The organism is Streptococcus sanguinis (assembly GCF_008329445.1).
GTDB classification, from domain to species: domain Bacteria; phylum Bacillota; class Bacilli; order Lactobacillales; family Streptococcaceae; genus Streptococcus; species Streptococcus sanguinis_O.
This window is the reverse complement of record NZ_VIBR01000006.1, coordinates 59,317-85,307: the sequence shown is the minus strand read 5'-3', so window position 1 is coordinate 85,307 and position 25,991 is coordinate 59,317. Positions and strand designations below refer to the sequence as shown.

Annotated in this window: 24 protein-coding genes and 2 pseudogenes; 4 read left to right on the top strand and 22 right to left on the bottom strand. The window is 42.9% G+C overall.

Annotation, left to right across the window (positions count from 1 at the left end; translation table 11 throughout):
• Window positions 1–71 precede the first annotated feature (71 nt).
• The 9 genes from budA to FKX92_RS11520 all read right to left on the bottom strand — a co-directional run bounded on the left by budA (window position 72) and on the right by FKX92_RS11520 (window position 9,009).
• Window positions 72–791 (bottom strand): acetolactate decarboxylase, encoded by a 720-nt coding sequence (gene budA / locus FKX92_RS11565; RefSeq protein ID WP_002921628.1) that lies wholly within the window; start codon window positions 789–791, stop codon window positions 72–74.
• Window positions 792–938: 147 nt separating this feature from the next.
• Window positions 939–2,168 carry a tetratricopeptide repeat protein gene (locus FKX92_RS11560; protein WP_149566374.1) on the bottom strand — a complete coding sequence of 410 codons (1,230 nt, stop codon included), beginning with the start codon at window positions 2,166–2,168 and terminating at the stop codon, window positions 939–941.
• Window positions 2,155–3,333 carry an AI-2E family transporter gene (locus tag FKX92_RS11555; protein WP_002897803.1) on the bottom strand — a complete coding sequence of 393 codons (1,179 nt, stop codon included), beginning with the start codon at window positions 3,331–3,333 and terminating at the stop codon, window positions 2,155–2,157. Before FKX92_RS11555 ends, FKX92_RS11560 begins: the two co-directional genes overlap by 14 nt.
• A 176-nt stretch (window positions 3,334–3,509) precedes the next feature.
• Entirely contained in the window at window positions 3,510–4,877 is a 1,368-nt protein-coding gene (locus FKX92_RS11545; protein WP_149566373.1) for a sensor histidine kinase, read from the bottom strand.
• Window positions 4,874–5,530: a response regulator transcription factor gene (locus FKX92_RS11540; protein ID WP_002897805.1), complete on the bottom strand. Its 657-nt coding sequence runs from the start codon at window positions 5,528–5,530 to the stop codon at window positions 4,874–4,876. The genes FKX92_RS11545 and FKX92_RS11540 overlap by 4 nt, the downstream gene beginning before the upstream one ends.
• Window positions 5,531–5,551: 21 nt before the next feature.
• Window positions 5,552–6,706, bottom strand: a complete 1,155-nt coding sequence (locus FKX92_RS11535) for an ABC transporter permease (RefSeq protein WP_373197449.1) — start codon at window positions 6,704–6,706, stop codon at window positions 5,552–5,554.
• 75 nt (window positions 6,707–6,781) lie between these two features.
• Window positions 6,782–7,456, bottom strand: coding sequence for an ABC transporter ATP-binding protein (locus FKX92_RS11530; protein WP_002895848.1), 675 nt, complete (start codon window positions 7,454–7,456; stop codon window positions 6,782–6,784).
• Window positions 7,443–8,708 carry an efflux RND transporter periplasmic adaptor subunit gene (locus tag FKX92_RS11525; protein ID WP_149566372.1) on the bottom strand — a complete coding sequence of 422 codons (1,266 nt, stop codon included), beginning with the start codon at window positions 8,706–8,708 and terminating at the stop codon, window positions 7,443–7,445. The genes FKX92_RS11530 and FKX92_RS11525 overlap by 14 nt, the downstream gene beginning before the upstream one ends.
• Window positions 8,709–8,736: 28 nt before the next feature.
• Complete coding sequence (locus tag FKX92_RS11520; protein ID WP_149566371.1) at window positions 8,737–9,009, bottom strand: YgdI/YgdR family lipoprotein; 273 nt, start codon at window positions 9,007–9,009, stop codon at window positions 8,737–8,739.
• Window positions 9,010–9,252: 243 nt separating this feature from the next.
• On the opposite strand from FKX92_RS11520, the gene FKX92_RS11510 reads away from it, so the two are divergent.
• On the top strand, window positions 9,253–10,263 hold the full coding sequence (locus tag FKX92_RS11510) for a lactonase family protein (protein WP_149566370.1): 1,011 nt from the start codon (window positions 9,253–9,255) through the stop codon (window positions 10,261–10,263).
• Between the two features lie 68 nt (window positions 10,264–10,331).
• Window positions 10,332–10,523 (top strand): annotated as a pseudogene (locus FKX92_RS11505) (hypothetical protein).
• Window positions 10,524–10,571: 48 nt separating this feature from the next.
• Here FKX92_RS11505 and mgtE read toward each other — a convergent pair.
• The 5 genes and pseudogenes from mgtE to eno all read right to left on the bottom strand — a co-directional run bounded on the left by mgtE (window position 10,572) and on the right by eno (window position 15,558).
• Entirely contained in the window at window positions 10,572–11,912 is a 1,341-nt protein-coding gene (gene mgtE, locus FKX92_RS11500) for a magnesium transporter (protein ID WP_149566369.1), read from the bottom strand.
• Between the two features lie 444 nt (window positions 11,913–12,356).
• Window positions 12,357–12,818 (bottom strand): annotated as a pseudogene (gene tnpA / locus FKX92_RS11485) (IS200/IS605 family transposase).
• A gap of 262 nt (window positions 12,819–13,080) precedes the next feature.
• A complete protein-coding gene (locus FKX92_RS11480) occupies window positions 13,081–13,485 on the bottom strand; it encodes a PaaI family thioesterase (RefSeq protein ID WP_002904243.1) in 405 nt (134 codons plus the stop codon).
• Between the two features lie 97 nt (window positions 13,486–13,582).
• On the bottom strand, window positions 13,583–14,173 hold the full coding sequence (locus FKX92_RS11475) for a hypothetical protein (RefSeq protein WP_002904242.1): 591 nt from the start codon (window positions 14,171–14,173) through the stop codon (window positions 13,583–13,585).
• Between the two features lie 80 nt (window positions 14,174–14,253).
• The gene (eno, locus tag FKX92_RS11470) at window positions 14,254–15,558 is read right to left on the bottom strand and encodes a surface-displayed alpha-enolase (RefSeq protein WP_149566368.1); all 1,305 of its coding nucleotides are present in this window, start codon (window positions 15,556–15,558) and stop codon (window positions 14,254–14,256) included.
• 208 nt (window positions 15,559–15,766) lie between these two features.
• Between eno and FKX92_RS11465 the strand changes: the two genes are divergently transcribed.
• Both FKX92_RS11465 and FKX92_RS11460 read left to right on the top strand, forming a co-directional pair.
• Window positions 15,767–16,216: a DUF1694 domain-containing protein gene (locus tag FKX92_RS11465; RefSeq protein ID WP_149566367.1), complete on the top strand. Its 450-nt coding sequence runs from the start codon at window positions 15,767–15,769 to the stop codon at window positions 16,214–16,216.
• 1 nt (window position 16,217) lies between these two features.
• Window positions 16,218–16,556, top strand: a complete 339-nt coding sequence (locus FKX92_RS11460) for a nuclear transport factor 2 family protein (protein ID WP_149566366.1) — start codon at window positions 16,218–16,220, stop codon at window positions 16,554–16,556.
• Here FKX92_RS11460 and FKX92_RS11455 read toward each other — a convergent pair.
• The 8 genes from FKX92_RS11455 to FKX92_RS11420 all read right to left on the bottom strand — a co-directional run bounded on the left by FKX92_RS11455 (window position 16,553) and on the right by FKX92_RS11420 (window position 25,906).
• Window positions 16,553–17,671 carry a glycerate kinase family protein gene (locus tag FKX92_RS11455; RefSeq protein ID WP_149566365.1) on the bottom strand — a complete coding sequence of 373 codons (1,119 nt, stop codon included), beginning with the start codon at window positions 17,669–17,671 and terminating at the stop codon, window positions 16,553–16,555. The genes FKX92_RS11460 and FKX92_RS11455 overlap by 4 nt on opposite strands.
• 9 nt (window positions 17,672–17,680) lie before the next feature.
• Entirely contained in the window at window positions 17,681–18,328 is a 648-nt protein-coding gene (serB, locus tag FKX92_RS11450; RefSeq protein WP_149566379.1) for a phosphoserine phosphatase SerB, read from the bottom strand.
• 157 nt (window positions 18,329–18,485) lie between these two features.
• Entirely contained in the window at window positions 18,486–20,210 is a 1,725-nt protein-coding gene (gene ezrA / locus FKX92_RS11445) for a septation ring formation regulator EzrA (protein WP_002906841.1), read from the bottom strand.
• Between the two features lie 86 nt (window positions 20,211–20,296).
• Window positions 20,297–22,246, bottom strand: coding sequence for a DNA topoisomerase (ATP-hydrolyzing) subunit B (gene gyrB / locus FKX92_RS11440; RefSeq protein ID WP_002895870.1), 1,950 nt, complete (start codon window positions 22,244–22,246; stop codon window positions 20,297–20,299).
• Window positions 22,247–22,258: 12 nt separating this feature from the next.
• Complete coding sequence (locus FKX92_RS11435) at window positions 22,259–22,825, bottom strand: HAD-IA family hydrolase (RefSeq protein ID WP_316250860.1); 567 nt, start codon at window positions 22,823–22,825, stop codon at window positions 22,259–22,261.
• Window positions 22,826–23,059: 234 nt separating this feature from the next.
• Window positions 23,060–23,608 carry a DJ-1 family glyoxalase III gene (locus FKX92_RS11430; protein ID WP_149566363.1) on the bottom strand — a complete coding sequence of 183 codons (549 nt, stop codon included), beginning with the start codon at window positions 23,606–23,608 and terminating at the stop codon, window positions 23,060–23,062.
• A gap of 72 nt (window positions 23,609–23,680) precedes the next feature.
• Entirely contained in the window at window positions 23,681–24,913 is a 1,233-nt protein-coding gene (locus tag FKX92_RS11425) for an FtsW/RodA/SpoVE family cell cycle protein (protein ID WP_125332194.1), read from the bottom strand.
• Window positions 24,914–24,925: 12 nt separating this feature from the next.
• Window positions 24,926–25,906, bottom strand: coding sequence for a YeiH family protein (locus tag FKX92_RS11420; RefSeq protein WP_149566362.1), 981 nt, complete (start codon window positions 25,904–25,906; stop codon window positions 24,926–24,928).
• Window positions 25,907–25,991 lie beyond the last annotated feature (85 nt).

The following is a 25,991-nucleotide window of genomic DNA, read 5'->3' as shown; positions in this document are numbered from 1 at the left end:
GCTTCTTTTCTCCTTTATTTTTTCCAATTATATCAAAAAAGAGGGAAGCAAACAATGCTCACCCCTACTATTTATTCCGACTTTTCCATATCTTCTTTCATCTCATCCATATTAAACTTGGCAAAGAGATACTTGCGATCTTGTACCGGGAAACGCTGATCCAGCTGGTCTACAGCACCCAACTCGACGACACCTTCCTTGATGACAAAGTCCATGACGTGACCGCCAAAAGTCAAATCATCCGATACAAAATGCAGATGATAGCCTGCCAGACTGACCCCGTGGAAAATCTCAGGTGTCCAGATACCAACGATGGTGCCCGTGACATTTTCCTTACGATACTCAGGCTGGTTGACTGCTACTTCTGCAAACTTCCGTTCCGTCGTAGACTTGGGAATCATCCGAACATGCATGCGGGCGAAATCGCCATGAATCTTGATAGAGCGGAAAAGATTTTCGCCATCATAGTAAGACTCAATCCGCTTTTCCAGCTCCTTGTCATCCATCTCAAAGCGCTGACGGAAAATGACCTCAGCCTGATGAGGAACCACTGCCGCATAAGGCACTGTCATATCGGGTGACACCTCAACCACTTCTGGCACTTCTCCAGAGCCCTTTGCCTGATAAGCCTTACCATTGAGAACAATGAGCTCACCATCAATAGAGTCCAGCGTTCCCAAGCCCAAATCTCCATACTGAAGCAGCTCTCCAACAGTCATACTGCCATCGTAAAGACCAGCCATCAAAGCTCCCAAAGTATTATATTGAAATAATTTGATTGGTTCTGCCATTCTTTTTCCTTAATCTTTCTCTTCTAAAAATATTATTGCCCATCCAGCTAAGTTTTTTCATCTTTATTACATTGGCTTACTGAATTTCTACGCCAATCATTATACCATAAATCTCGGGAAAGGGCTGAGCGAGTGCTTCTTCAGCTATTATAAACTTTCATAAAGCTCCTGCATACTAGCATCATCAGGTACCAATCTCAGGTAAGAAGCAGCAGCCCTTTTAGCTTCTTCAAATCTGCCTAATTCTCGCAAAAGATAGACATACTGCTCTAGAAACTCTGGATTATCATGCAATTCACGAGCCAGTTGATTATAGAGTTCCTCTGCTTTTTCCAGATTTTCCAAAGCCTGATAAGCACGCGCCAGATTCCAGCGAGTCAAGGCATTATCGACTTCTTGCTCTGCAAATTCTAAAATATCCTCATAACGCTCCTGCTCCAAGTAAAGAGTAGTCAGTCGCAAGACAATCTCTTCCAAATCATCCGCATCTTCCTGAGCCTGCAAGAGATAATTTTCAGCCGCTTTCTCATCATGAAGTTCATAAGAAAGCTGTGAGGCTAAAAGCAAGAGCCGAGTCTCAAAAGGATTCTTAGCCAAGCCCTGCTGAGCAAGAGTCAGAGCTTCATCCGTCCGATGTTCCGCATGAAGAGACAAAGCATAACCATATTCGTAGCCTTCAAAATCCGGTGACAGAGTATCCAGTTGCTTAAAATAAAGATTGGCCTTCTGGTATTCTTCCTGGTCCGCTAATATAGTTGCTAGCTCATAAACAGCAGCATCATCGTATTCCAGCTCAACTGCTTTCTCCAAAAACTCAATAGCCGCTGCAAATTTTCCAAGGCTGGCATAGCAGACTCCAATCCGCTGATAGGTTGAGACACCTGTCTGCTCAAAGATTGAGCGATTGTCCAGCTGGGCGTATTCCTTAATCGCCTGAGAAAAATCCCCCAGCTCCAAATCTATCTCAGCCAGACCAAAGGTTACCAAAGGCTCATCAGTCAGCTCTGCTGCCTGAGCCAGTTTTTCACGAGCTACATCAGGCAGCCCCTCTAGCTGATAGAGGTCAGCCTTAGCCAAGAGAGCAGCCACATACCAGTCACTGCCTGGATGAATCTCCTCCAGATAGGCAAAAGCCTGCTCCAACTCTCCATCATCACTGGCAATAGCTGCCAAGCTGATATAAGAAGCCGGATAGTCAGGAGCCAACTTTTCAAAAATACGCTTGGCCTGAGGGAAAAAGCCGATACTCTCTAAGTAATCGGCCAAATCCAATAATTCTTCTTCGCTGTCTGTAGTCAGGGCTTGCTCGAAATAGCGATCAGCCAGAGCTAGGTCCTGCTCCTGTAAAGCTGCCAACATTTGCTCACTCTTGCTCACTGATTTCTCCTTCTTGTTCAAAATCGGCTTCGTAGAGGCCACTTACTTTCTGATACCACTTAAAGATGGCTGCAATGGCTACTTTTGCTGAAGCATAGGCGGGAATTCCCAGGAAAACGCCCCAAATGCCAAACATGGTACCAGAAGTCAATAATACGAATAAAATCGTAATTGGATGAATACTGAGCTGACTGCCCAAGACCAGAGGAGAAACAAAACGCCCCTCGATAGTCTGCTCAACGATGAAAACGACAATGACTTTAGCCAGCATCACTGGACCGCCAGCAATCAAACCGATTGCCAGAGCTGGAAGCATGGCCAAAAAGCTGCCCAAATAAGGTACCAGATTGAGAACGCCCGCAATTACTCCAAGAGTGACACCATAGCGCAGACCAATAATCTTGAAGAAAACGATAAACATCAGAGCTACAATGATAGCGACCGTCACCTGACCGCGCACATAGTTGGCCAGCTGGCTGTTGATATCCGTCATCACTTGACCAAAGGATTCGCGGAATTTAGTTGGCAGAAACTGGGTCACATAGCCTTTCAGATTTTTCCCATCTCTCAGCAGGTAAAAAAGGATAAACGGCATGATGATAATAGCCACGACAATCTGCGAAGTTGTACTAATCAAGTTCCCCGCCCAATTAACTGCCCGCGATGAAAAATTGCTGGCCCAATCGGTAATCTGACTAGACAGATTGCTAGTGTATTCCTCAATCTGCGGCTTGAAATCTGCCGAAATATACTTGGTCACAACATCGTCGATGAACTTGTCAGCCTGCTTTAGATAAGCTGGAACATTTCTGACAAAGGCCATGACCTGATGCTGCAAGCTAGGAATAGCAACAGCCAAGCCCCAGATAATCAAAAAAGCAATTAAAACAAAGACAATGGTAATAGCAACCAGTCGATTAATCTTGTGCTTTTCCATCCAGTCGACGATGGGATTTAACAGATAATAAAGCAGACCAGCTAAAATAACCGGCAGCATAATTACTCCCAAAAATTCAATGACTGGACTAAAAATAAAACTGATTTTACTCAGTATAAAAATATTCAGCCCCATCAAAAGGGTTACTAAAAATACTGTAATGGCCTTGTTATCTAAAAACCATTTAAAAAACCAAGATAGGCTAAAATCTTTCTCTTTGTGCTCCATATTCTCCTCCTTTAACTCGTCATTTCATTGTAACATTTTTCAGAGAAAAATTCTCTGCTCAGCTATAGGGAAAAGCAAAAAAAGAGAGGTGCCAGAAGACTTGTATTTTTAGCAAAATACAGCTTCTGACTTCTCTCTTCTGCTCCTGCAAGGCCAGCTAGAATGTAAGGCTATTTCTAGACAGCGGGCAGAGAAATGCTAAAGCGCATCTTCTGCCCATCAACGGCTTCAAACTGATATCGCAGACCATGCTTGTCCAAAATTTGCTGAACGATAAAGAGTCCCAGACCAGTTCCGCCATCCTTGCGATTGCGACTGTAGTCTGGCCGGTAGAAAGGCTGAAAAATCTGCTGAATTTGCTCTTTGTTTAAGACTCGTTCCGCTTCATTTTCGATGACTAGCTTATGCTCTTCCAGCCTAAGTAGAATCTGTCCACCTTCTACTGTATAATGAAAGGCATTGTCCAGAAGATTTTTGATAGCCTTGAGCAGATAGGTGCGGTTCCCCTTGACCTTCGCTTCAGCCAGCTCAACTTGAAAATGGTAGTGTCTGACATCTGCTAAAACTCGATAGGTGCTCAGATTTTCCTCCAAGACCTGCTTGAGTGAAAAGACTTCCTGTTCGGTTTCAGTCTTCATCTCCAGTTTAGAAATGGCTAAGATAGACTGGACTAACTCCGACTGCTCCTCTAGGATTTCTCGGCACTTCTGCAAGTACTTGTCTCGATCCTTGAACTCTCCTACTCCATAAATCATACCATCGACCATCCCCATCATGCTGGTAATGGGCGTCTTGAGCTCATGCGATGTCATCCGCAAAAACTCAGCTTTCTCACGCTCGCTTTCTGCTACTTTTTCATTTTCTAGGCGCAAGGCCTCGATACTGGTCAGCAGATTAGCATAGAGATGATTGATATCTTGGGCCAGTTCGGCAATCTCATCACGCCCCTTGACCTGACAGGTCACATCTGGAGCCAGACTCGTCATTTGACGGGTGCTCTTAGAGATGGCTTTGATACGTTGACTGGAAGTCCGGCTGTAGAGATAGGCAGCCAGACCACCCAGACTCAGAGATACAAGCAAGACAAATGGATAGAGATTAAGCAAAATCCGACTAGCATCAGAAACCGGTTGTAAGGAATATTCCCCTCTCAGGACAACTTCTTTACCATCTGAAGTTCGAAAGCTTTCTGATAAACTCTTGCTCTCATAGTCGCTGTTGGCAATTGTTGGAACGATGGTCAGCTGCAGAGAACTTTCATCGCCAGCTTCGAGTGAAGGATAGAGAATCGTATTGTCTTTCGCCAGCAAGGTAAACCAAATCAGATTGCTCTTTTTACTATAATCACTCAACAGCTCGCCGATTTGCTGACTGGACTTTCCCTTAACCTGCTTGGAAACTTGGTCAAATTCCCGCTGAGCTTCTCCACTCTTAACCTGCTGATAATACACAGGCATGGCAAAGTAAAGACTGGCTAGAACGATAGTCACCACCACGAAAATGATGGACGAGGTCAAGAGAAAGTTCTTTTTGACAATTTTCACTTGTCTTCTCCTCCAAGCTGATAACCCATACCCGTAATGGTTTTCAGCGGCACACCAGGAATCTTTTTGCGGATATTCTTGATATGATTATCCAGTACCCGACTATCCAGCTCGCTGTAGCCCCAAATGGTATTCATCAGCTGATCTCGGGTCACCAAGTGACCCTTCCTCTTAGCCAGAGTCTGCAAGATTTCATATTCTTTCTTGGTCAGAGGCATTTTCTCACCCTGCCAGTAAACCGTGCAGTCATCAATAGAAACCGTCAGGTCGCCAACAGCAATCTCTGAAGCAACCGTATTTCTGCGCAGAATATTCTCAATCCGTTTGACCAAGATTAGCGGTGAAAAAGGCTTGGTTACATAATCACTGATGAGGTGATTAAAGCTGACCAGCTGGGTATACTCGTCATCCAGAGCTGTCAAAATCATGACCGGAATCTGAGAGGTCTTGCGGATTTCCTTCAGTACTTCCAGACCGCTCTTGGTCGGCAGCATCATATCTAAGATGACTAGATCGAAGGGTTCTTCTTCAAAAGCCTGCAAGGCATCGCCTCCGTCAAAGACTGGTCTCACCTCATACTGACTTTCCTTTAAAAACTCGCAAATCACTTGATTAATCGTCGTATCATCTTCCACCACTAGAATCTTGTGCATACTTAGATTTTTCTCCTTTACCTATTCAAATCGCAGGGCTTCGATTGGATCCAGCTTAGATGCTTTTACAGCTGGCAGGAGCCCAAATACTACTCCTATTATACAACAAAAGAGCAAACTTACAAAGACAGAAAAGAGGGATAAAATATACGGATAAGCCAGAGACTGGGTGATGGCAAAGCCAGAGGCGATACCAGCCACCACGCCAATAATTCCTCCCATCAGAGTCAGGATAACTGCTTCAATCAGAAACTGCTTGAGAATGATTTTCCGTCTAGCTCCCAGAGCCTTTTTAATCCCGATTTCACGAGTCCGCTCTGTCACTGAAACCAGCATGATATTCATAACACCGATACCTCCGACTAAGAGAGAGATGCTGGCAATACCTGCTAGCAAGACGAAGTTAGACTTGTTGAGATTATCCAGCTGCCGTTCAAATTCCTGCAGGTTGAGCACACCAAACATATAGTCTGACGGCGGCATTTGCTGGTTGAGGTAATCACTGACCTTCTTGGCAACCTTCTTCAAATCATCGGCCTTGTGGGTTTGGACAGTCACTTCAGGACTGACATTAATGGTATCAAAAATTCGATGCCACTGCTGCAGAGGAATATAGGCCACCTTTTCCGCACCAGCTGTTAAACCACTCTGCTCAGTCGACTCAAACACTCCAATGACCTTAAAGGGATTGCCCAAGACTTCCACATACTTACCGATACCATCACCCTTTGGAAAAAGACTGTCATAAAGGGACTTTTCCAGATAAGTCACCTGCTCTTGATTTTTAAAGGCTTCTGAGTCAAATCCTTCACCTTCTAGCAGACGTTGCTGCTTGATGTCAGCGGCTGTCTGCGAAACAGCCTGAATCTTCCCAGACGACTTTTGGCTTAGGTAGTAAATCTTCTCATCTGTACCATAGGTCAGCAGAGCATTCTTGACCCCAGAGATTTCCTTAATCTTACTCAGCACATCCTCTCCCATAAAGGGAATATAAGAAGGCTTCTGAGCTTGAGATTTCTCTGGAATGGTTGGATCGATGGCGCTTTTCTTGTCATAGACGACCTTGATTGTGTTATTGTTGCCGCCGATGAGCTGACGCTTGGTATTTTCCGTATTTCCCTCAATGATAGAAAAGATAGCAATGATAGCGCCTATCCCGATGATAATCCCCAACATGGTCAGCATAGAACGCATTTTATGCGACAAGATTGAATTCAGAGCTACAAAAATATCTTCCATACAGCTTCCTTTCTATCCTATCGCTTTGCTCTCTATATTACCATCCCGCAGGATAACCGTCTGCTTGCAGAGTTGGGCTACTTCCGGCTCATGGGTAATGATGACAATGGTCTTGCCCTCATCATTAAACTGCTTGAAAAGATCCATAATCTGCACACTGGTCTTGGTATCCAGGGCCCCCGTTGGTTCGTCACCAAGGATGAAGCTGGGATTGGTTACCAAGGCTCGTGCAATGGCTACCCGCTGCTTTTGACCACCTGACAGCTCCATAGGCTTGAAATCACTTCTTTCTTCTAGCCCAACTAATCGCAGCATTTCCAGAGCCCGCTCCCGTCTCTCTTTTTTAGGAATTTTCATGTAAGTCAGAGGCAGTTCCACATTTTGACAGGCTGTTAGCTTGGGCATGAGGTTAAAATTTTGAAAAACAAAGCCAATCTTCTGATTGCGCAGATCGGAAAGCTGATTGTCAGACAGTTCAGACACATCGGTCCCTTCAATATGATAAGTCCCAGAACTTGCCTTATCCAGACAGCCGATAATGTTCATCAGAGTGGACTTACCAGATCCAGACGGTCCCATGATAGCTAGAAAATCCCCCTCTTTCACATGCAGATCAATCCCTTTTAAAATTGGAAATTCCTGACTGCCCTGCTGATAAGATTTGTGGATGTCCTTAAGCTTTAACATGCTGTCCTACCTCCATCCCTTCTTCCATACCTGCTCTCGGTGTTGAAATGGTATCCTGCATAGTCAGACCTTCTGTAATCTCTACTAAACGGTCAGAAACTTTCTTGGTCTTGACTTCCTGCATTTTCAGAGTTTTGCCTTCTACCTTCCAGACATAGGTCTTGCCATTTTTACTGAAAGTATAAGCTTTATTGACAACTACCTTTCCTGCCTCAGGAGCATTCTCCACGATGTTGACATAGGAATGGGAACCCACCAGCGGCATTTCACCACCCTGATCCAGCTCAACTGTATAAGGATACTTACCTTGGTTGGGATTTTCCTGTTGCTTATTCCCACCATTATTATTGGAAGTATTTTCTGCTGTCAGACTGCCGACCTGAGTTACCGTACCACTCCAGCGTTTCTTAGGATCCTTGCGATCCACCACTTCCACTTTCTGGCCAACACTTAGCTTTTCACGGTCAAATTCACTGACAGTACCTTTGACCAGAGTTTTGGACTTGTCCATAATCTCAATAAAGTTTTCTTCTTCCTTTTTGGCCTTGGACTGATTAGGCAAATCTTCATTCATAGAGGTAATTGTTCCCGCTGTATCGGCAGTCACAGTATCATACTTCATCCGGTCTGATTCTGTCTGAGCTGTCACTTGGGCCTTTTCAGCCTCAATCTGAGCTGTCGTTACTTCGCTATCCGCAGTCTTGGCATCGCTCAAAGCTTGAGCCAGCTCGTCTTCAGCAGACTTAATCTGCTCCAGCAGTGACTCATCCTGACTAGAATTATATTTGTCCTTGAGAGCGTTGAGACTGGCCAACTTGCGATTATAGGTTTCCCATTTAATCGCAGCGCTGTTTTGAGCGGCTGTAATGCCATTTGCCTTGGACTGGGCATCATATTGAGCCGACTGGGCTGTCAATTGCTGCTCTGTCGCATAGGAAAAGAGCGGCTGTCCTTGTGTAACGGTATCACCATTTTTGACAAATACTTCCTTGACTTCCCCTTTAGACGGGTCAATCTTGACCTTACTGCTATTGTTGGCAACTACTTCCCCAGATAAAACCAGGCTTGTTTTTTTACTGTTATTAACAGCTTCTTGGACTGTCAGCGAATCAATCGTCTTATCTGCCATTTTCATGGCCTGTTGTTGATTGATCTGTCTAAAAAACAGATAGCCTCCCAGCCCAGCACAAGCAAGAATGACCGTGCTGCCCAATAGAATGGTCTTACGATTCATTTTTTTTCTTCGAAACATATTGCCTCCAACCTACATGTTTTAATCTTTATTCTGCTTCTGAGCTAGATCCTGATCCATCTTTTGGAATTTCTTCACCATCTGCTGGGATTTGGATAACGTTCCCATCAGGCATTGTGTATTCTGTCACTTCCTTGCCATCGACTGTCTTGGTCTTCTTATCAACAGCATCCTTCTGGAAGTCCACTTGTTTCCCATCCTTAATTTCTGAATTATCTGCTTCTTTATTTCCGCATGCGGCTAAAAAGAATCCTGACATTCCGATAAGAGCAACGAGCATAGCAATTTTTTTAACGTTCATTTGATTTCTCCTTTGTTTTATCAAGCAGGAACTTTGTTGTTTCCTGACAGTAATTGTTTTTTTGAACAATTCTATTCTAACAAAGCCATCTATCCCCTTCCTACCCACTATCTGTTTTTTATCTGTTTTTTCAAAACCAATACTATTCTTTTGAAAATCAGGTAAATCCTCTGCTCTAAGCCCTATCTTCTGCTTTTATGATATAATAGTAGCAAGTAATCTAAATATATAAGAGGTAATGTCATGACACAAACGGTTTACTTTGGAACCTATACTCGCAGAGATTCCAAAGGAATTTACAAAGCAGATTTTAATTCTAAGAAAGGAACTTTAGAAAACTTGTCCTTGCTTGCTGAAGAACCCAGTCCTACCTACCTAGCCTTTGATAAGACTGGACATCTCTATTCTGTTGGAGCAAAGGACGGACAGGGAGGTATTGCAGCCTTTGACCAGGCTGGTCAGCTCCTCAACCATGTCGTTGAAGAAGGAGCTCCGCTCTGCTATGTGGCAGTTGACGAAGAGCGTGAGTTGGTTTACGGTGCTAATTATCATAAGGGACAAGTCTTGGTCTACAGACGTCTGACTGATGGCAGACTAGAACTGGCTGACTCAGCTAGCCATCAAGGTCAAGGACCACACACCAATCAGGCCTCTGCTCATGTCCACTACGCTGACCTAACACCAGATCAATACCTGATTACCTGCGACTTGGGAACTGATGAAGTAACCACCTATGATGTTGCTGAAGACGGAAAGATTACCCCTCTAGATACCTACAAGTGTGCCGCTGGAGCTGGTGCCCGCCATATCGTTTTCCACCATCATTATAAAATCGCCTATTTGATCTGTGAGCTTAATTCTACTATTGAAGTCTTGATTTACGATGGAGTCGGCCATTTTGAACACCTGCAAACTGTCTCCACCTTGCCAGAGGACTTTGAAGGAGCCAATGGAACAGCTGCTATCCGCCTGTCTGCTGATGGCAAGTTTCTCTACGGTTCCAACCGTGGTCATGACTCTCTTGCCGTTTACAAAATCTTAGCTGACGGCAGCTTGGAGTTAATCCAGATTGCACCTACCAATGGCCAAAATCCACGGGATTTCAACATCACACCGGATCAAAACCATATCATTGCTGTCCATCAAGACTCTGATAACGCAACTATTTTCAAACGCGATGCGGAAAGTGGAAAATTAACAGAAATCTCCCACGATTTCTATATTCCCGAAGCTGTTTGTGTGACCTTTAAATAAGCAGAATTCTTGTCTTTCTATTAGAAATTTGATTAAATAGTATAAAAAATTACTAAGGAGCAACAACTATGAATCCAGTAAATTTATTTAACCAAGTAAAAGAAATGATTGAAAAGAAAGACTTTGATGGCGCTAAAAAGTTTATCTAAGAAAACAAAGACAAACTTGGTGAATACCTTGATCAAGCTAAAAAATTAGTAGCTGGAAATGAAATGGCCAGCGGTGCTATTGATAAAGTTAAAGGTTTGTTCGACAACTGAGAAAACAAAAACGCTTGAAAAATCAAGCGTTTTTTTGTGTATCATTTTTTATACAATCAATGGTAAAAAAATTTGTGCTAAGCCTAGAAAAGCTAGATAACCTAACACATCTGTTGCTGTGGTAATGAAAATGGTCGAGGCTAGAGCCGGATCCTGATGCAGTGTCTTGATAATCAGCGGTACAAAGTAACCAAATAGAGCACCACATGCTAGATTGATCATCATAGCCAATACCACAATAACAGATAGATAGAAATTTTGATAGAAGACAAACATGACAATCGCTGCAATCAAGCCAGTAAAGAAACCATTAACCAAAGCTAGCACGATTTCTTTGAATACTAAATTCTGATCTTCTTTCAAATCCAGTTTCCCCAAGGCAATTCCCTGGATAACCAAAGCAAGTGTCTGAGAGGCAGAATTTCCGCCCATTCCCGTAATAATAGGACTAATCGCTGCTAATGCTACAACTTTTGAAATCGTATCATCAAAAAGTGCCACTGTCGCAGAAGCTAGAAAGGCTGTCACTAGGTTAATCATCAACCAAGGTAAGCGTTTCTTGAGTGATTCTTTGAAAGGTCCTCCAATTTCTTCACTTTCTTGGACACCACCCATCCGCAGGATATCTTCTTGATACTCTTCTTGCAAAACATCGACGATATCATCAATTGTGATGATTCCTAGCAATACCTGCCGATGATTGACGACCGGTACGACAGATAAATTATATTTAGCAGAAAGCTGTGCCACTTCCTCTTGGTCAACCTCTGGCGTTACACTCACTATCTGAGTATTCATAAATTCACTGAGTTTCATCTCCGCACCATGAATAAACAAATCACGGATATCAATCCAGCCAACTAGCGAATGATGCACATTCCTTATAAATAAGGTATCAATAACTTCCGTATTGGGCGAAATCTCTCTCAATTTATTGAGAGTTGCTGAGACGGTCAGATTTTCATTTAAGGTGATGAATTCTGTCGTCATCAGACCACCAGCTGTCTGAGGATCGTAAGCCAACATAGCTTTCAAATTCTCTTGACTGGTATTTTTCATCATACTTAAGTATTGCTTACGCAAGTCCACACTCAAGTAACCCAAAATATCTACCACATCATCATCTGGCATAAGATGAAAAAGAGTGCTGGTACGTTTGAAAGAAATCGATTGGATAATCTGTCGTTGCAACTCCGGCTCGGCTTCTTTTAAAATCTCTACCAATTGATCATCACTAGCCATTTCTGTAAAGGTTTTGAGAAGATTCCCTTCCTCATCCTCCAAGGCCTCCAAAGAAAGAGCAATATCAATGGGATAGTAATCATCAAATATCTGATTGAAAACTTCACTATCCTGTGATAGTAAGACCTGATTTAATAATTCTTCCATTATACTCCTCCTTCCACTTTGCTAGTATACCATAAAAGACTGATTTTGATACAAGAAAGCTATAAAATCTTCAGTAAATGACTCACTTTTTCAATCATGTAGTCACAAAGAAACGCAGGGATCTCTTGATTATATTTCCGAAAGAAAAACAGTCATCTTGTCCCCCCAATTTTTCAAGGGAAAGAGCATGACCAGCCCTACACACTACTTCTAGGCAATTTTCTAGGAAAAGATGATAAATCTCCCTCTCATCAATTAGGGTTGATCCTAAATCAAAAATATCCATTGTTATATCTTTACACATCATAACCACCCGTCTAACGGGTGGTTTGTCCCAGGGCTATAAGCCCAGATCAACAGCCAGCGCCTAAAGATGCTGGCTTTCACTTTGTTCAAGCCTCATTGCTCTTGACTCGTCACAAACCTCTCAAAGAGGTGTTTGCATTACTTACCACTATCCCTAAAGGGATCTTCATATTCTTTTACACTCAATTTATCCAACGCTATATCATGTTTTCCTGCTCTTGGATATATTTCTTAATTGTGGCTTCATTAAGTCCTACTGTACTCACGTAATAACCTTCCGCCCAGAAATGTCGGTTCCCAAACTTGTACTTTAGGTTGGCGTGTTTGTCAAACATCATGAATGCACTTTTCCCTTTTAAATACCCCATGAAACTAGAAACACTTATCCTTTGTGGAATACTTACTAACATATGTACATGATTCGGCATCAAGTGACCCTCGATAATTTCAACACCTTTATAACTACATAATCGGTGAAATATTTCACCCAAACTGTTTCGATATTGATTATAGATAAGATTCACCTATACTTAGGTGTAAACACAATGTGATAGAACACATCCACTTTGTGTGTGATAAACTATGTGCCTTTTGCACTATATTTTTCTCCTTACGCTCCACAATTGGCTTGAACCCCTTTATTGTATCGCGTTTGGAGTTTTTTTGGTATAACCTTCGAGGCGCACCCGCATAGCGGGTAGTTTATTTGTCTCGCACCTAACGGAGCGAGACAGACTGAAAGTCACAAACATAAAAAGCATCCTCTTTGAGCGATGCTTTTTATGTGCACGATTTCAGATACTGGTTATCATATTTTAAAAACTTAAAACTCCGTCTCCAGTTAGAAATCAGGCCTTTTAAACTAAATATTTATTTTGCTAGCTTCTTTTCTCTGACCAGTTACAAACATGGTAAATGTTGCCTTGCATACATTTTCTTTATCTTGATTCGTAATAGTAACATCTACAACTCGTGTTTTACGCCCTGGGTGAACACAGTTTCCTGAAATGATTAATTTATCACCCAGATGTCCCGCTCGCATATAGTTGATAGAAGACTGAAGCGTCACCCCATCTAAATCTTGAGAAATCAAGACTAAACCAGAAATCTGATCACAGAGAGTAAACAGATAACCTCCGTGAGCATTACCATAATAGTTCAAAGAAGACTGAACGACTTCTGTCGTGACAATAACCTGACCGTCCTTCATCTTTTCAATCTCATAGTTTTCAAATGCTGAAATCGCATCAAAGTGAAAGTCTTTCATTTCTTTCTCCTCACAATCTGTGTCTTATCATACTACTTTTTATCGATTCGGGCAAGGAAAATTCCCAATAGGTCTATCAAAACAACTTCTTGGTAAACTACGGTTCTTGACGCTCCCTCTCCTTAATAAAACCTTTTAACTCCTCTAATCGTTTGCTTGTTAGGGGTTGATCAAGAAAAGCGTCTAAGTTAACATCTTTCTCTTTATAAAACTTATTCATAGGGACATTATCATACCGTTTTACCTTTGATGATGTAAGCTGCCCATCTACATAAGTTGTAATCTCTATATTACTATCACCAAAAAAAGCTCCATAATAGTCTTCTCGAACCACTATTGTTTGCCCTTTCTCCTCGAGATATGCATAATGGCTTACTGGAACATAAACTGTAAAAAGATAGCCAATTATAGGAGAAACTGCCAACAACAAAAAGCCTAAAGCAAGGACAGGATAAAGAACCCATTTGTATCTTTTAATCAATAAATAGAAAGCGAGGAATAAAAAGAGAAAAGTAAGCCACGGACTCAACTGAGGTCGCCACAATATACTGGTGACCAAAAAGAATACAAGGACTGCTAAAAGTGCCAGACGCCACGACTTCAACCGATAAGATGTAAGCAATCCAAAAACTAAGAGAATAAGAGCTGGCCACTCTCTGCTTAGAATATACAGAAAAAAATAAAACATTTCACAAGTCTCCCTTTACTTTATCGAAAAATCCCTCAAGTCAAGCTTGAGGGATTTTTACTTCATTCAATCTGAATGAATTATTTTTTCAAGTTATAGAAAGCTTGAAGACCTTTGTATTGAGCAACTTCACCAAGTTGATCCTCGATGCGAAGCAATTGGTTGTATTTAGCAATACGGTCTGTACGTGAAAGTGAACCAGTCTTGATTTGACCTGCATTAGTTGCAACTGCGATGTCAGCGATTGTTGAATCTTCAGTTTCACCTGAACGGTGTGATACAACTGCAGTGTAACCAGCTTCTTTAGCCATTTCAATCGCTTCAAAAGTTTCAGTAAGAGTACCGATTTGGTTAACTTTGATAAGGATTGAGTTAGCAGCACCTTCTTTGATACCACGTGCAAGGTAGTCAGTGTTTGTTACGAAGAAGTCGTCACCAACAAGTTGTACTTTCTTACCAAGACGTTCAGTAAGAGCTTTCCAACCATCCCAGTCATTTTCATCCATACCATCTTCGATAGTGATGATTGGGTATTTGTTAACCAACTCTTCAAGGTAGTCGATTTGTTCTGCAGATGTACGAACAGCAGCGCCTTCACCTTCAAATTTAGTGTAGTCGTATACTTTACGTTCTTTATCGTAGAATTCTGATGATGCACAGTCAAATCCGATAAATACATCTTTACCTGGAACATAACCAGCAGCTTCGATAGCAGCGATGATAGTTTCTACACCATCTTCAGTTCCTTCAAAGCGAGGAGCGAATCCGCCTTCGTCACCAACAGCAGTTTCCAAACCACGAGATTTAAGGATTTTCTTAAGAGCGTGGAAGATTTCAGCACCGTAACGAAGAGCTTCTTTGAATGTTGGAGCACCAACTGGCAAGATCATGAACTCTTGGAATGCGATTGGAGCATCTGAGTGAGATCCACCGTTGATGATGTTCATCATTGGAGTAGGAAGAACTTTAGTGTTGAATCCGCCAAGGTAGCTGTAAAGAGGGATTTCAAGGTAGTCAGCAGCAGCACGAGCTACAGCGATAGACACACCAAGGATTGCGTTTGCACCCAATTTACCTTTGTTAGGAGTACCGTCCAAAGAGATCATTGCACGGTCGATAGCTTGTTGGTCACGAACATCGTAACCGATAATAGCTTCAGCGATAACGTTATTTACATTATCAACTGCTTTTTGTGTACCAAGACCACCGTAACGAGATTTGTCGCCATCACGAAGTTCAACTGCTTCGTGCTCACCTGTAGAAGCTCCTGAAGGAACCATACCACGTCCGAAAGCACCTGATTCAGTATAAACTTCTACTTCAAGTGTTGGGTTACCGCGTGAGTCTAGGACTTCGCGAGCGTAAACATCAGTAATAATTGACATTTCTTACTCTCCTTATTATTTAAAATTATTTACTAGTCTATGATACCTCAAAAACGCTTTTTTTTCAAGGAAAAATAGAGAATCTAAGCAAATTTGAGAAAATTTGCACAAGAAAACGATTCCAAATTTACTATATAAATGTTTTTCCGGCAAATCAGAAAGAAGATTCGACCTTTTAGAATTTCTCCTTTTATGGTACAATTTTAGTATGACTGATATTAATAAAGTAATCATGGAAAAAGCTCAGGGCGGAGTCAAGCTCAACCCTGATGAACAGCGTAGGTTTTTAGGGACTTTTGAGGAGCGAGTGCTGGCTTCTTGCTCCATTGAGCAAGCCAACGACTCTTTCATTCGCAATCATTTCAAAGAAATGCTCAGCAGCATCATGAAAAACTGCCAACCAGTAATTGTCAAAATTTCCCCAGAAGTCGAGTCTAGCAATCAAATCTTTTATCTAAAAACCTCTAAGGAACTAGGCTGCGAAGCGACTATCGTCTCAAGTGATTACCAGGCTTCTCCTTTTGGACTGATTGTCCATAGCGACCATCTGGTCCAAATAGATGACAAAGACATGAGCCAACAGTTTGCTAGTCTCCTTCAGCTAGCAGAAAAACCAGTAAAAGAAAAGCGCTCCCTATGGAAAAAATGGTTTAGCTAGGATGACAAATTTAGAAAAACTTTTTGCCTTCTTTGAAGCAGAAAATCAGCGTGATTGGCAAACCTATGAGACCTTTCTTTCTGATCATGTTAGTTGGGAATTAGAGGGTGACACAATCGAAATCAGCCAAGGTAAAGCGGACTACCTGACTAAAATTCAACAAGTCTACCATAACAACCCCGTCCAGTTTCGTTGCACTTATTATCAGCTTAGTTCTGACCAGAATAGAATTGTGACAATTTTAGAAAATGACGTTGGCGACCTGTCTTGTGACATCTTTTTCTTTGAAAAGGGCATGATTGTCAAAGAAATTGAATATCTACTAAAAAAAGCGGTCTAACCGCTTTTTTTCATTTTTAGTAGATTGCCAATATTTCTTGCTGTGCGAATCAAATTTTGCTCCGCCAGCTCTAGAATCCTATCCAAGCTATCTGCTCGCGCAATAATCGGAAAAGCCGCCTGGATATTCTCAACTGGGAAATCCGGTAAATCATCAGCCAGACTGCCGCAAATCGCCAGTACAGGGATACCTTCTGGTGTTCGTCTTGCGACCCCGACTGGTGCCTTGCCCGCCAAAGACTGACGATCCATCCGTCCTTCGCCCACTACGACCAAGTCCGCTTTTTTAACTCTTTCATCAAAATCCAGTAAATCTAGACAGGTTTCAATACCCGAAACGATTTTTCCTCCGGCAAAAGCAAGCAGTCCTGCTGCCATTCCGCCTCCGGCCCCAGCGCCACCCATATCAATCACCTGAGGATCGACCAGCTGATAGAAATCTGCCATAGCTTGGTCTACTTGAGAAAAGAGTAGGGGAGCTAGACCTTTCTGACCTGCGAAAACAGTTGTCGCACCTCGCTCTCCACAGAGAGGATTGACTACATCCGTCAAAATCTCAATCTCAACTTCTTTCAAGAAAGCGGGAACCTGCTCAGCTGAAATTCGAGCGACCTTTCCCAAAGACGAGCCAATGGGGCGCAGTCTATGATTATCTGCATCGAAAAATTCATAGCCTAGGCCTGCTGCCAGTCCAATCCCACCGTCGTTACTGGCCGAACCCCCAACACCAACTAAAATCTTTCTGACACCGTCTTCAGCCAGGTGCAAAATCAATTCTCCCAACCCTTTGGTCTCTATGACCAAGGGATTTCGTTTTTCCTGAGGAATAGAGGCAAGTCCGACCAAATCAGCCATTTCAAAAAGTGCTTGCTGACCATTTCTGGCGTAGGGCATTTTTACCGGCTGGCCCAAGGGTCCAGTCACAGTGTGGTAAAATCCAGCCCAGCCCAAGGCCGCTGTCAGAGCAGCCATTGTCCCCTCGCCCCCGTCACCGACCGGCAGCAAGTCAAAGCTGGCATCTGGCAAGGCCTGAGAAAATCCTGTCTGCAGAGCTTGAGCAACCTGCGCAGCTGACAAACTTTCCTTAAATGAATCCGGCGCAATTAGAATATGCATGCCTCTCTCCTATTCTTTTCTATTGTCTAAAAGATCAATGACCCGATAGAGATTGCATTCTTGAATCTGGTAAGGAGCTTGCTCGCGCACGATTGGCTTTGCCATAAAGGCAATTCCCATCCCTGCCGCCTGAATCATAGGCAGATCATTGGCGCCATCTCCCATAGCAATCGTTTGATTTAATTCCAACTTGTTTTCAGTTGCCCATGCTTTTAACATGGCAAGCTTTGTATCCTTAGTGACAATCTCTCCTAAGACTTGGCCTGTTAAAAAGCCCTGCTGGATTTCCAAACGATTTGCCTTGACGTAGTCAATTCCAAGCTGCTCAGCCAGTCTGTCCACCGTCTCATGAAAACCACCTGACACCAAGCCTACTTTATAACCACGTTTATGCAGCTCTTTGACCAGTTCCTCGGCTCCTTGCGTGAAGTGGATCCTTTCTGCAATTCGAGCAAAAATATCCTCTGGCAGTCCTTTTAAAAGAGCGACACGCTCACGTAAGGCAGCTTCAAAGTCCAATTCACCTCGCATGGCACGCTCTGTAATAGCCGCAACCTGAGCTCCTACACCCGCTTCCTCACCTAGCAGGTCAATCCCCTCTTCCATGATTAAGGTGCTGTCTACATCCATGACTAACAAGCCTTTAACTCTTTTCATCATCCGACCTCATTCTTTCTATTTTTTTGTATTATACAGGAAATTCCACTTCAAAACAAGCTAGGAAAATAGAAGTCTCAGAATCCTTGTTACCGATTACCGACTTTATTCTAGTGTTCTCTTTTCGAAAGAAAAGAAGTTCCCAAAGGAACTTCTTTTAAAAGCGAATATTCTCGCGTGTTTTTTCGTAGGAAGTCACAAAGCGCTCTGTCACACCTGGCTCTACAAGATCCAAAGCTTTTGAAATGATTTCCAAGGATTGAGCGTAGTCGTAGTCATGTTCAAAGACATACAAGGACTTGTTGAAGGCTGCCTGTACATTATCATCAAAGGAACGATAGCGGTTTGAATACTGCAGCAGTTGCTCAGTCAAGGTAGCATCTTGGACAATGCGATAGGTTTCTTCTTCCAATTGCTCCATATCATTTCCTAGTATTTCAAGCCAACGGTTAACTGATTCAATATTGACTCGCGTAGCTTCCAATTCCTTCACCAACTCTTCAATATTATTGCTGGTTGAGAAGAAAATTTCTAAGAAAGAGTCTGGAATACCTGGCAAATTGCGTTTTTCCATATATCTCTTAATGGTATGCAATTTGTTAGCATAGATATTGACCTTCTGGCGAGCATTGGCATCATCTTTTTCAATCTCTGCCAGTGCTTCACCAAGAGAAATCTGTTCATCTTCGATTTCTTTCAAACGCTCTTGGATAGCTTCCAACTCTTCCTGAACAACAGAATAAGCTTGCTTAGTTTCAGAAGAATCTTCTACCGCGCTAAGAACCACATCTTCCTGGGCAGAAAGTTCAGCCTGCAACTCCTTGACATGAGAAGTTTCCGTATCAGAGATAAGGAAGGTTTGAGATAAACGTTCTATCTCTTTTTGGAGTTGCTGGTTGTTTTCCTTTGTATGAGCCAAATAGCTTGGTAAATTTTTAATCAGCTTCTCCACTACTTTGTGGGCTTCAATTTCCCGCGTAAAAATTTCATACAGAGCGTTAATCTCTTCTTGCGCCTGCTCATTTTCATACTCAGCATTATCCAGCTCTAACGCTGAAATGTTGGCTTCATTGCGTTTGAGGCTTGCATGAAGCTGCTGGAAGCGAGACTCTATATCTGTTTCGATAAAGTGATAACCAGATTCCAAGAGCTTACGATGACCAGATTCTAAGTCTTCCAACTGATCTGGCAGTTTCACAGTCAACTCTTCAACAATGGCAGGAACTTTCTCAACGATATGTGTCAGAGCAAGGATATGATCCTCTGCCTTATCCAAGATTTCAGCTGCCTCAACCGGGTCGCCTGAAGAATTAAGAGTCACAAACTGAGAAAACTCTGATTGGATATTTTCCAGCTGTTTCTCAATCTCAGCTAGGGCTTGCCCATACGAATCTGCATTCTCCGCCACCTGGGTTTGTAGTTTTTCAAACAAATCCAGGGCATGGAGCACACGGCCACTGTTCTTAGACTCTTGCTCTTTAAGATCTTCCAAGGCTGCACGAATCATCTTGATATCTTCGTCAATCAAATCAATCTGACTCTCAATATTGCCGATGGCATGCTTGGCTTTTATGAAACGGAAAGAATTATTGTAACCTTCTGCTTCAAATAGATTATTTTCGATATCAGCAAATGAATTTAAGGACAGGTCTACCCATTTTTGATTCCACTCACGGAAGGCTACCTGACTCTGCCCAATCAAATGCATATTTTTTACTTCTTCAACTTCATCATTTACAGGGAGATTATAGAGTGCTTCTTTTCTCTCCTCCAAATTTTGAAGTAAAGCTTCATTTCTCTTTCTCATCAAAACTGCAGTACCATAGCCGACAACCAAAAGCAGAGCTACCACAGCAACGAGAATAACTAGTCCAATAGACATATAGAACTCCTTCACATTGTTACTATAAAGCAAACATAATGATTATATCATATTTTTGCCCATAATGGTTGATTTTTCTGATTTTTTTAGACGTCGAGCGTACTGTATACAGCATTTTCTTCGATAAATTCACGACGAGGTTCAACGCGATCCCCCATCAGCATGTCAAAAATCTTGTCAGCTTCCGCTGCATCATCCACTGAAACCCGTGCCATCAAGCGATGTTCAGGATTCATAGTCGTCTCCCACAGCTGATGGTCATCCATTTCTCCGAGCCCTTTATAACGCTGAATGGTTGGCTTAGAGCGACCTTCACTGTAGCGAGCCAAAGCAGCTTGAAGCTCTTCTTCTTGGTTGGCACCTGGCTGGATATATTCTTTGACTTCACTTCCGACCTTGACACCATAGATTGGCGGCTGAGCGATATAGACGAATCCAGCTTCCAAAACTGGCTTCATATAGCGGTAAATCAAAGTCAAGAGCAGGGTCCGAATATGAGCTCCGTCTACATCGGCATCGGTCATGATGACTAATTTTTGGTAGCGGGCCTTGCTGACATCAAAGTCAGCTCCAAAGCCAGTTCCCATTGCAGTAAAGAGACTACGGATTTCTTCATTGGCCAGTATCTTGTCCATGCTGGCTTTTTCAACGTTGAGAATCTTACCGCGAATTGGCAAAATGGCCTGAAATTCACGGTTACGGCCGGACTTAGCTGAACCACCCGCTGAATCCCCCTCCACGATGAAAAGTTCAGTTTCCTGCGGGTCGTTGGACGAGCAGTCGGCCAATTTACCTGGCAGATTGGAGATTTCCAAGCCAGACTTTTTGCGGGTTACTTCCCGAGCTCGCTTGGCAGCAATTCTGGCCTTAGAAGCCAAAATTCCTTTTTCAACGATTTTTCGAGCCACCGCAGGATTTTCCAAAAGAAAATCTGAGAAAGCTTCACTAAAGAGGCGATTCGTAATCTTGACCACTTCGCTATTACCCAGCTTGGTCTTGGTCTGACCTTCAAACTGAGGGTTAGGGTGTTTGACAGAGATGACCGCTGTCAGTCCCTCACGCACATCTTCCCCGGTCAGATTGTCTTCGTTTTCTTTGAGAAGCTTGTTTTTCTTGGCATAGTCATTGATAACCCGTGTCAGGGCTGTCCGGAAGCCTTGCTCATGCGTTCCTCCCTCGTGGGTGTGGATGTTATTAGCAAAGCTCATGACTGTTTCATGGTAGCCAGTCGTATACTGCATAGCTACTTCAACCGTAATGTCGTCCATTTCGCCATCGGTATAAATCGGCGTTTCAAAGATTACATCCTTGTTTTCATTGATGTATTGGACATAGCTGGCAATCCCACCTTCATAGTGGTAATCCTTGACCTGCTCCATTCCATCTCGCTTATCAGTGATGGAAATTCTAAGACCACGATTGAGGAAGGCCAGTTCTTGTACCCGCTTATTGAGCTTTTCAAAGTCAAATTCTACTGTTTCAGTGAAAATCTCTGGATCTGGTGTAAAGTGAACTGTCGTACCAGTACGATCTGTCTCACCGATGATTTCTAAATCAGCGACTACATGACCGCGACGGTATTCTTGGTAATGAATCTGACCGTTCTTATAAACGCGGACATCCAGCTGAGTGGACAGGGCATTTACAACGGAAGAACCCACACCGTGCAGACCTCCCGATACCTTGTATCCGCCACCGCCGAATTTCCCTCCGGCATGGAGCACAGTAAAGACGGTTTCCACGGCCGGACGGCCTGTTTTCTCCTGAATATCAACAGGAATTCCCCGACCGTTATCGACTACAGTGATGGAATTGTCTTTTTCGATAAAGACTTGAATGTGACTGGCAAAACCAGCCAGCGCCTCATCAATTGAGTTGTCAACAATTTCCCATACTAAATGGTGAAGACCTTCCTTGGAGGTCGAACCGATATACATCCCCGGACGCATACGAACGGCTTCTAAGCCTTCTAAGACTTGAATCTGACTGGCATCATATTCCTGGGCCTGTATATCTTGCTGCTTTTCTTCTGTCATAGTGTTCCTTTTCTAATCAATATCTATAAATTCTTCAAGATGCTGCATATTATCAAAGAGATAGGTATCAAATCCAGCTGCCTGCCCTGCTTCAATATCCAGTGGACGGTCACCAATGACCAAACCAGAGACAATCTGATACTTGTCTTTTAGATATAGCATGGAGTCTGGTGAGGGTTTCCTTGGAAAACCATTCGCCGATGTCACCACTTCTGTAAATGCTGATGCAACGGCAGTTTTCACCAAGATTTCCAGCACTTGGTTGTCCCGGTGGGAGACCAGAAAGTTCCGACCACCCTTGACCACAATCCGCCTAAGCAAGTCTGTCGCGCCGTCAAATAAGACAGGATGAGTCAACTCTTCTGCTTCATTGGCCTTATAAAACTTCAAAAAGTCTTTTTCTTGGGGAGCAAACTGCTGGACTGCATAGTCCGTAGACACCTTGAGGGCCTTATAAACTTCGTCATGACCAGCTTGCAAACCGTATTCTTTCAAAGTCTGAACAAAAGCTGCAGTCGAAGTTTCATAATTATCCAAGAGTGTTCCACCTAAATCCCAGATGTAATCTTGATAATTCATACCTTTCATTATACCATAATTTTCATGAAAAAGGGGCTAATATTTGCCTGAATCCAGCACTTTTCCGACTTTTTTCAAGCCTTTTTCTAAACAAAATATCTCAAAAAATCCAAAATTTAAAAATGGATGATGGTTCCGGCCTTTCCAATATCTCTAAACCCGTTCCATGTAGAGGGCGGCAAAGTGCATAAGGGTTCAAAAAAGCTGGGACATAGTTTGAGTCCCAGCCTATTTTTAGTTTCCAAATACATCTGTGTAAAGCATGGCATCAGCCAACTGGTCCGCATCTCCGCCCAGCTGACGAACCAGTTCATAGGCAAAAGCCAAGGCAGTTGATGGACCACGGCTAGTAATCAACTTCCCATCAACAAGAACTGTTTCTTTACGGTAAGTTCCATTTTCAATATTGTCTTGCGCACCATCATAGCAAGTGAAATACTTACCAGTCAAGATACCTGCGCGGTCAAGAGCAATGGGAGCGGCACAAATGGCAGCGATGAATTTATCCGACTGCTGAAAGTCCTGCAAAAGCTGCATCAGGCTGTCATCATCACGAAGATTGGCCGATCCTGGCATCCCCCCTGGTAAAATAACCATATCATAGTCATCCAGTCGTCCCTTCCAGACCTGATCTGCTTTAACAGTGATGGCATGAGAGCCAGTCACTGATTCATCAAAACCAATCATATCACAGACAAGACCAGCACGGCGCAAGACATCCACAACTGTCAAGGCCTCTATTTCTTCAAAGCCGGGAGCTAAGAGTAAAGCTGCTTTTTTCATAAAAATATCCTTTCTGAGATGAGCCAGTCACAAAATCCCATCTGATTTGTGAGTCAAAAACTTGCTTTATTTTTATTTTAATTTCTTCAGTACGACTTTTTTACGGACAGCTGGAATTCGCTCCTTCTTTTCATCCGTCAAGCTATTCTGATAGGAGACGGACAGCAGGAGACCAACACCGATAAGATTACTGATGATGGAAGAGCCACCCTGTGAGATAAAGGGCAACGGAATCCCTGTCAGAGGTAGAATCCCTGTCACCGCTCCAATATTTTCAAAGATATGGAAGAGCAGCATCATGATAAAGCCAGTTGAGATATAAGTATAAAACTGGTTGTTGGATTTAATCGTAATCTTTAGCATGCGATAAATCAGCAGTAAATAGAGCATGATAACCAAGGTTGAACCTAAGAAACCAAAATCTTCTGCAATAACGGTGAAAATCATATCACTTTCCCGAACAGGCACCAAGAGATTCGAAACATTAAAGCCTTGACCAGTCAGACCGCCGCTTCCGACAGCGATTTGTCCCTGTGCTTGCTGGAAGGTGGTCGTCTGAGCGTAGTCAAAGGGATGAAGCCAAGCCAAAATCCGATTGATTTGGTAGGTCGGCATGCCTAGATTATGCAGAAAGGCACGACCGCCATCAGAAATAAAGATAAAGAGAAATCCTCCCAACAACAAGACTCCCGTCAGAAAGACCGGCAGGATAATCTTCCAAGAAACACCTGACAGTAGAACGATGCCACCGTATATAGCAACAAAAACCAGAGCCGTCCCCAAATCACTTTGGAGAGTTAACAGAACCAGAACAGGCACTGTGTAGAGCCCAAGCTTCAGAATCAGAAAAAAGTCTAAAGCCAAGGTTCGCTCATCCTGCTTGTGCTGCTGGAGAAAATGGACCACCAGCCGCGACAGCATGAGAATATATGAAATCTTCATGAACTCCGAGGGCTGAAAGAGGGTCACACCACGAATAGCAATCCAGTTTTTGGCACCAGTAGAGGCTACCAGAGATTCACTGTAAAAAATCAGTGGTAAGACCATGAGGCTAAGACCAAAAACATAGAGATAAGGCGTAATTTTCCAGAGAAACTTGGTGTTAAAAAACATGAGGATAAAGCTGAGCAGGAAGCCCACCGCAATCCAGGCAATCTGCTGACCAACCATGGGCCAGGCATTGTCAGGATAATCATGACTAACAGCAATGTAAATAGCCACAACTCCGATTGAAAGCAGCATCAAAACAGGCAAAATTAAACTATAATCAATCCGAGACTCAAACGTCCGTCTTTGATAGGGCATAGTCCCTCCTTTTTAGAAAAAATACTGGATAATCAAGCTAGAAACAGCGACACAAAACCAAGCAAAGGCACCAGTCAGCAAAGGCGCTGCTCCTGCTTGCTTAAACTGCTTAAAGGAAACCTTTGCGCCAATAGCTGCCAAGGCCATAGCCATCAGCCACTGAGAAATGAATTTTGTATAAGGGATGACAGCAGCCGGCAGAAATCCAAGACTGCTGATAAGTGAAGCTAGGACAAACCAAGCTATAAACCAAGGAAAAATCTGTTTCAAGTTTGTCTTTTGTGACGACTTCTTAGACTTGATATAGCGATAAGCTGCGAAGATCAAGCAGGCCGGTACAATCATCAGAGCCCGACTAAGCTTAACAATGGTCGCCAAGTCGCCAGCTGACGGGCTATATGTATAGCCTGCCGCCACTACTGACGAAGTATCATTGATGGCTGTTCCAGCCCAAGTCCCGAAAAGGGTATCCGACATATGCAACAAATGCCCTAAAAAAGGGAAAATGAATACTGCTAAAATATTGAAAAAGAAAATAGTGGAGATAGACAGAGCGATTTCCTCTTCATCAGCTTCCAAGATTGGTGAAGCAGCCGCTATGGCAGAGCCACCGCAGATGGCTGTTCCAAAACCAATTAAAATAGTCAAGACACGATTCATCTTAAAGAAACGGCCAGCCAGATAGGCCGCCAGAAAGGCTATCAGAATCGTAATAAGACTGATACGAAGAGAAGAAATCCCTGTCTCAGAAACCTGACCAATGGACATGGAAAATCCCAAAAAGATGATGGAATACTGCAGCAATTTCTTCCCTGAATAGCTGAGTCCTTCCTGAAAAACAGCCGGCAGCTTCATGCTGTTGTTCAAAACAATCCCAAAGACAATAGCCAAAACACTAGAGCCTATCAAGGGAAGCAAGCCGCCTAAAAAGATAGAAACAGCCGCTATGCCAAAGGATAACAGAATTCCTGGTAAATATTTTTTCACGAGCACTCCTTCTTTCTTATGCCTCTCATTATAACAAATTCTTTCCCAAAAATCTGAATGGAACTAAAAAATCAGCCAATAAAACTCAGCT

Coding starts and splice junctions, on each gene's coding strand:
- FKX92_RS11465 (WP_149566367.1), top strand. CDS start 15,767: ATGACTGATATTAATAAAGTAATCATGGAAAAAGCTCAGGGCGGAGTC.
- FKX92_RS11540 (WP_002897805.1), bottom strand. CDS start 5,530: ATGCACAAGATTCTAGTGGTGGAAGATGATACGACGATTAATCAAGTG.
- FKX92_RS11475 (WP_002904242.1), bottom strand. CDS start 14,173: ATGTTTTATTTTTTTCTGTATATTCTAAGCAGAGAGTGGCCAGCTCTT.
- FKX92_RS11460 (WP_149566366.1), top strand. CDS start 16,218: ATGACAAATTTAGAAAAACTTTTTGCCTTCTTTGAAGCAGAAAATCAG.
- FKX92_RS11455 (WP_149566365.1), bottom strand. CDS start 17,671: ATGCATATTCTAATTGCGCCGGATTCATTTAAGGAAAGTTTGTCAGCT.
- FKX92_RS11555 (WP_002897803.1), bottom strand. CDS start 3,333: ATGGAGCACAAAGAGAAAGATTTTAGCCTATCTTGGTTTTTTAAATGG.
- FKX92_RS11430 (WP_149566363.1), bottom strand. CDS start 23,608: ATGAAAAAAGCAGCTTTACTCTTAGCTCCCGGCTTTGAAGAAATAGAG.
- FKX92_RS11530 (WP_002895848.1), bottom strand. CDS start 7,456: ATGTTAAAGCTTAAGGACATCCACAAATCTTATCAGCAGGGCAGTCAG.
- FKX92_RS11525 (WP_149566372.1), bottom strand. CDS start 8,708: ATGTTTCGAAGAAAAAAAATGAATCGTAAGACCATTCTATTGGGCAGC.
- gyrB (WP_002895870.1), bottom strand. CDS start 22,246: ATGACAGAAGAAAAGCAGCAAGATATACAGGCCCAGGAATATGATGCC.
- FKX92_RS11435 (WP_316250860.1), bottom strand. CDS start 22,825: ATGAATTATCAAGATTACATCTGGGATTTAGGTGGAACACTCTTGGAT.
- ezrA (WP_002906841.1), bottom strand. CDS start 20,210: ATGTCTATTGGACTAGTTATTCTCGTTGCTGTGGTAGCTCTGCTTTTG.
- FKX92_RS11480 (WP_002904243.1), bottom strand. CDS start 13,485: ATGAAAGACTTTCACTTTGATGCGATTTCAGCATTTGAAAACTATGAG.
- serB (WP_149566379.1), bottom strand. CDS start 18,328: ATGAAAAGAGTTAAAGGCTTGTTAGTCATGGATGTAGACAGCACCTTA.
- eno (WP_149566368.1), bottom strand. CDS start 15,558: ATGTCAATTATTACTGATGTTTACGCTCGCGAAGTCCTAGACTCACGC.
- FKX92_RS11425 (WP_125332194.1), bottom strand. CDS start 24,913: ATGCCCTATCAAAGACGGACGTTTGAGTCTCGGATTGATTATAGTTTA.
- FKX92_RS11510 (WP_149566370.1), top strand. CDS start 9,253: ATGACACAAACGGTTTACTTTGGAACCTATACTCGCAGAGATTCCAAA.
- budA (WP_002921628.1), bottom strand. CDS start 791: ATGGCAGAACCAATCAAATTATTTCAATATAATACTTTGGGAGCTTTG.
- mgtE (WP_149566369.1), bottom strand. CDS start 11,912: ATGGAAGAATTATTAAATCAGGTCTTACTATCACAGGATAGTGAAGTT.
- FKX92_RS11535 (WP_373197449.1), bottom strand. CDS start 6,706: ATGTTGGGGATTATCATCGGGATAGGCGCTATCATTGCTATCTTTTCT.
- FKX92_RS11520 (WP_149566371.1), bottom strand. CDS start 9,009: ATGAACGTTAAAAAAATTGCTATGCTCGTTGCTCTTATCGGAATGTCA.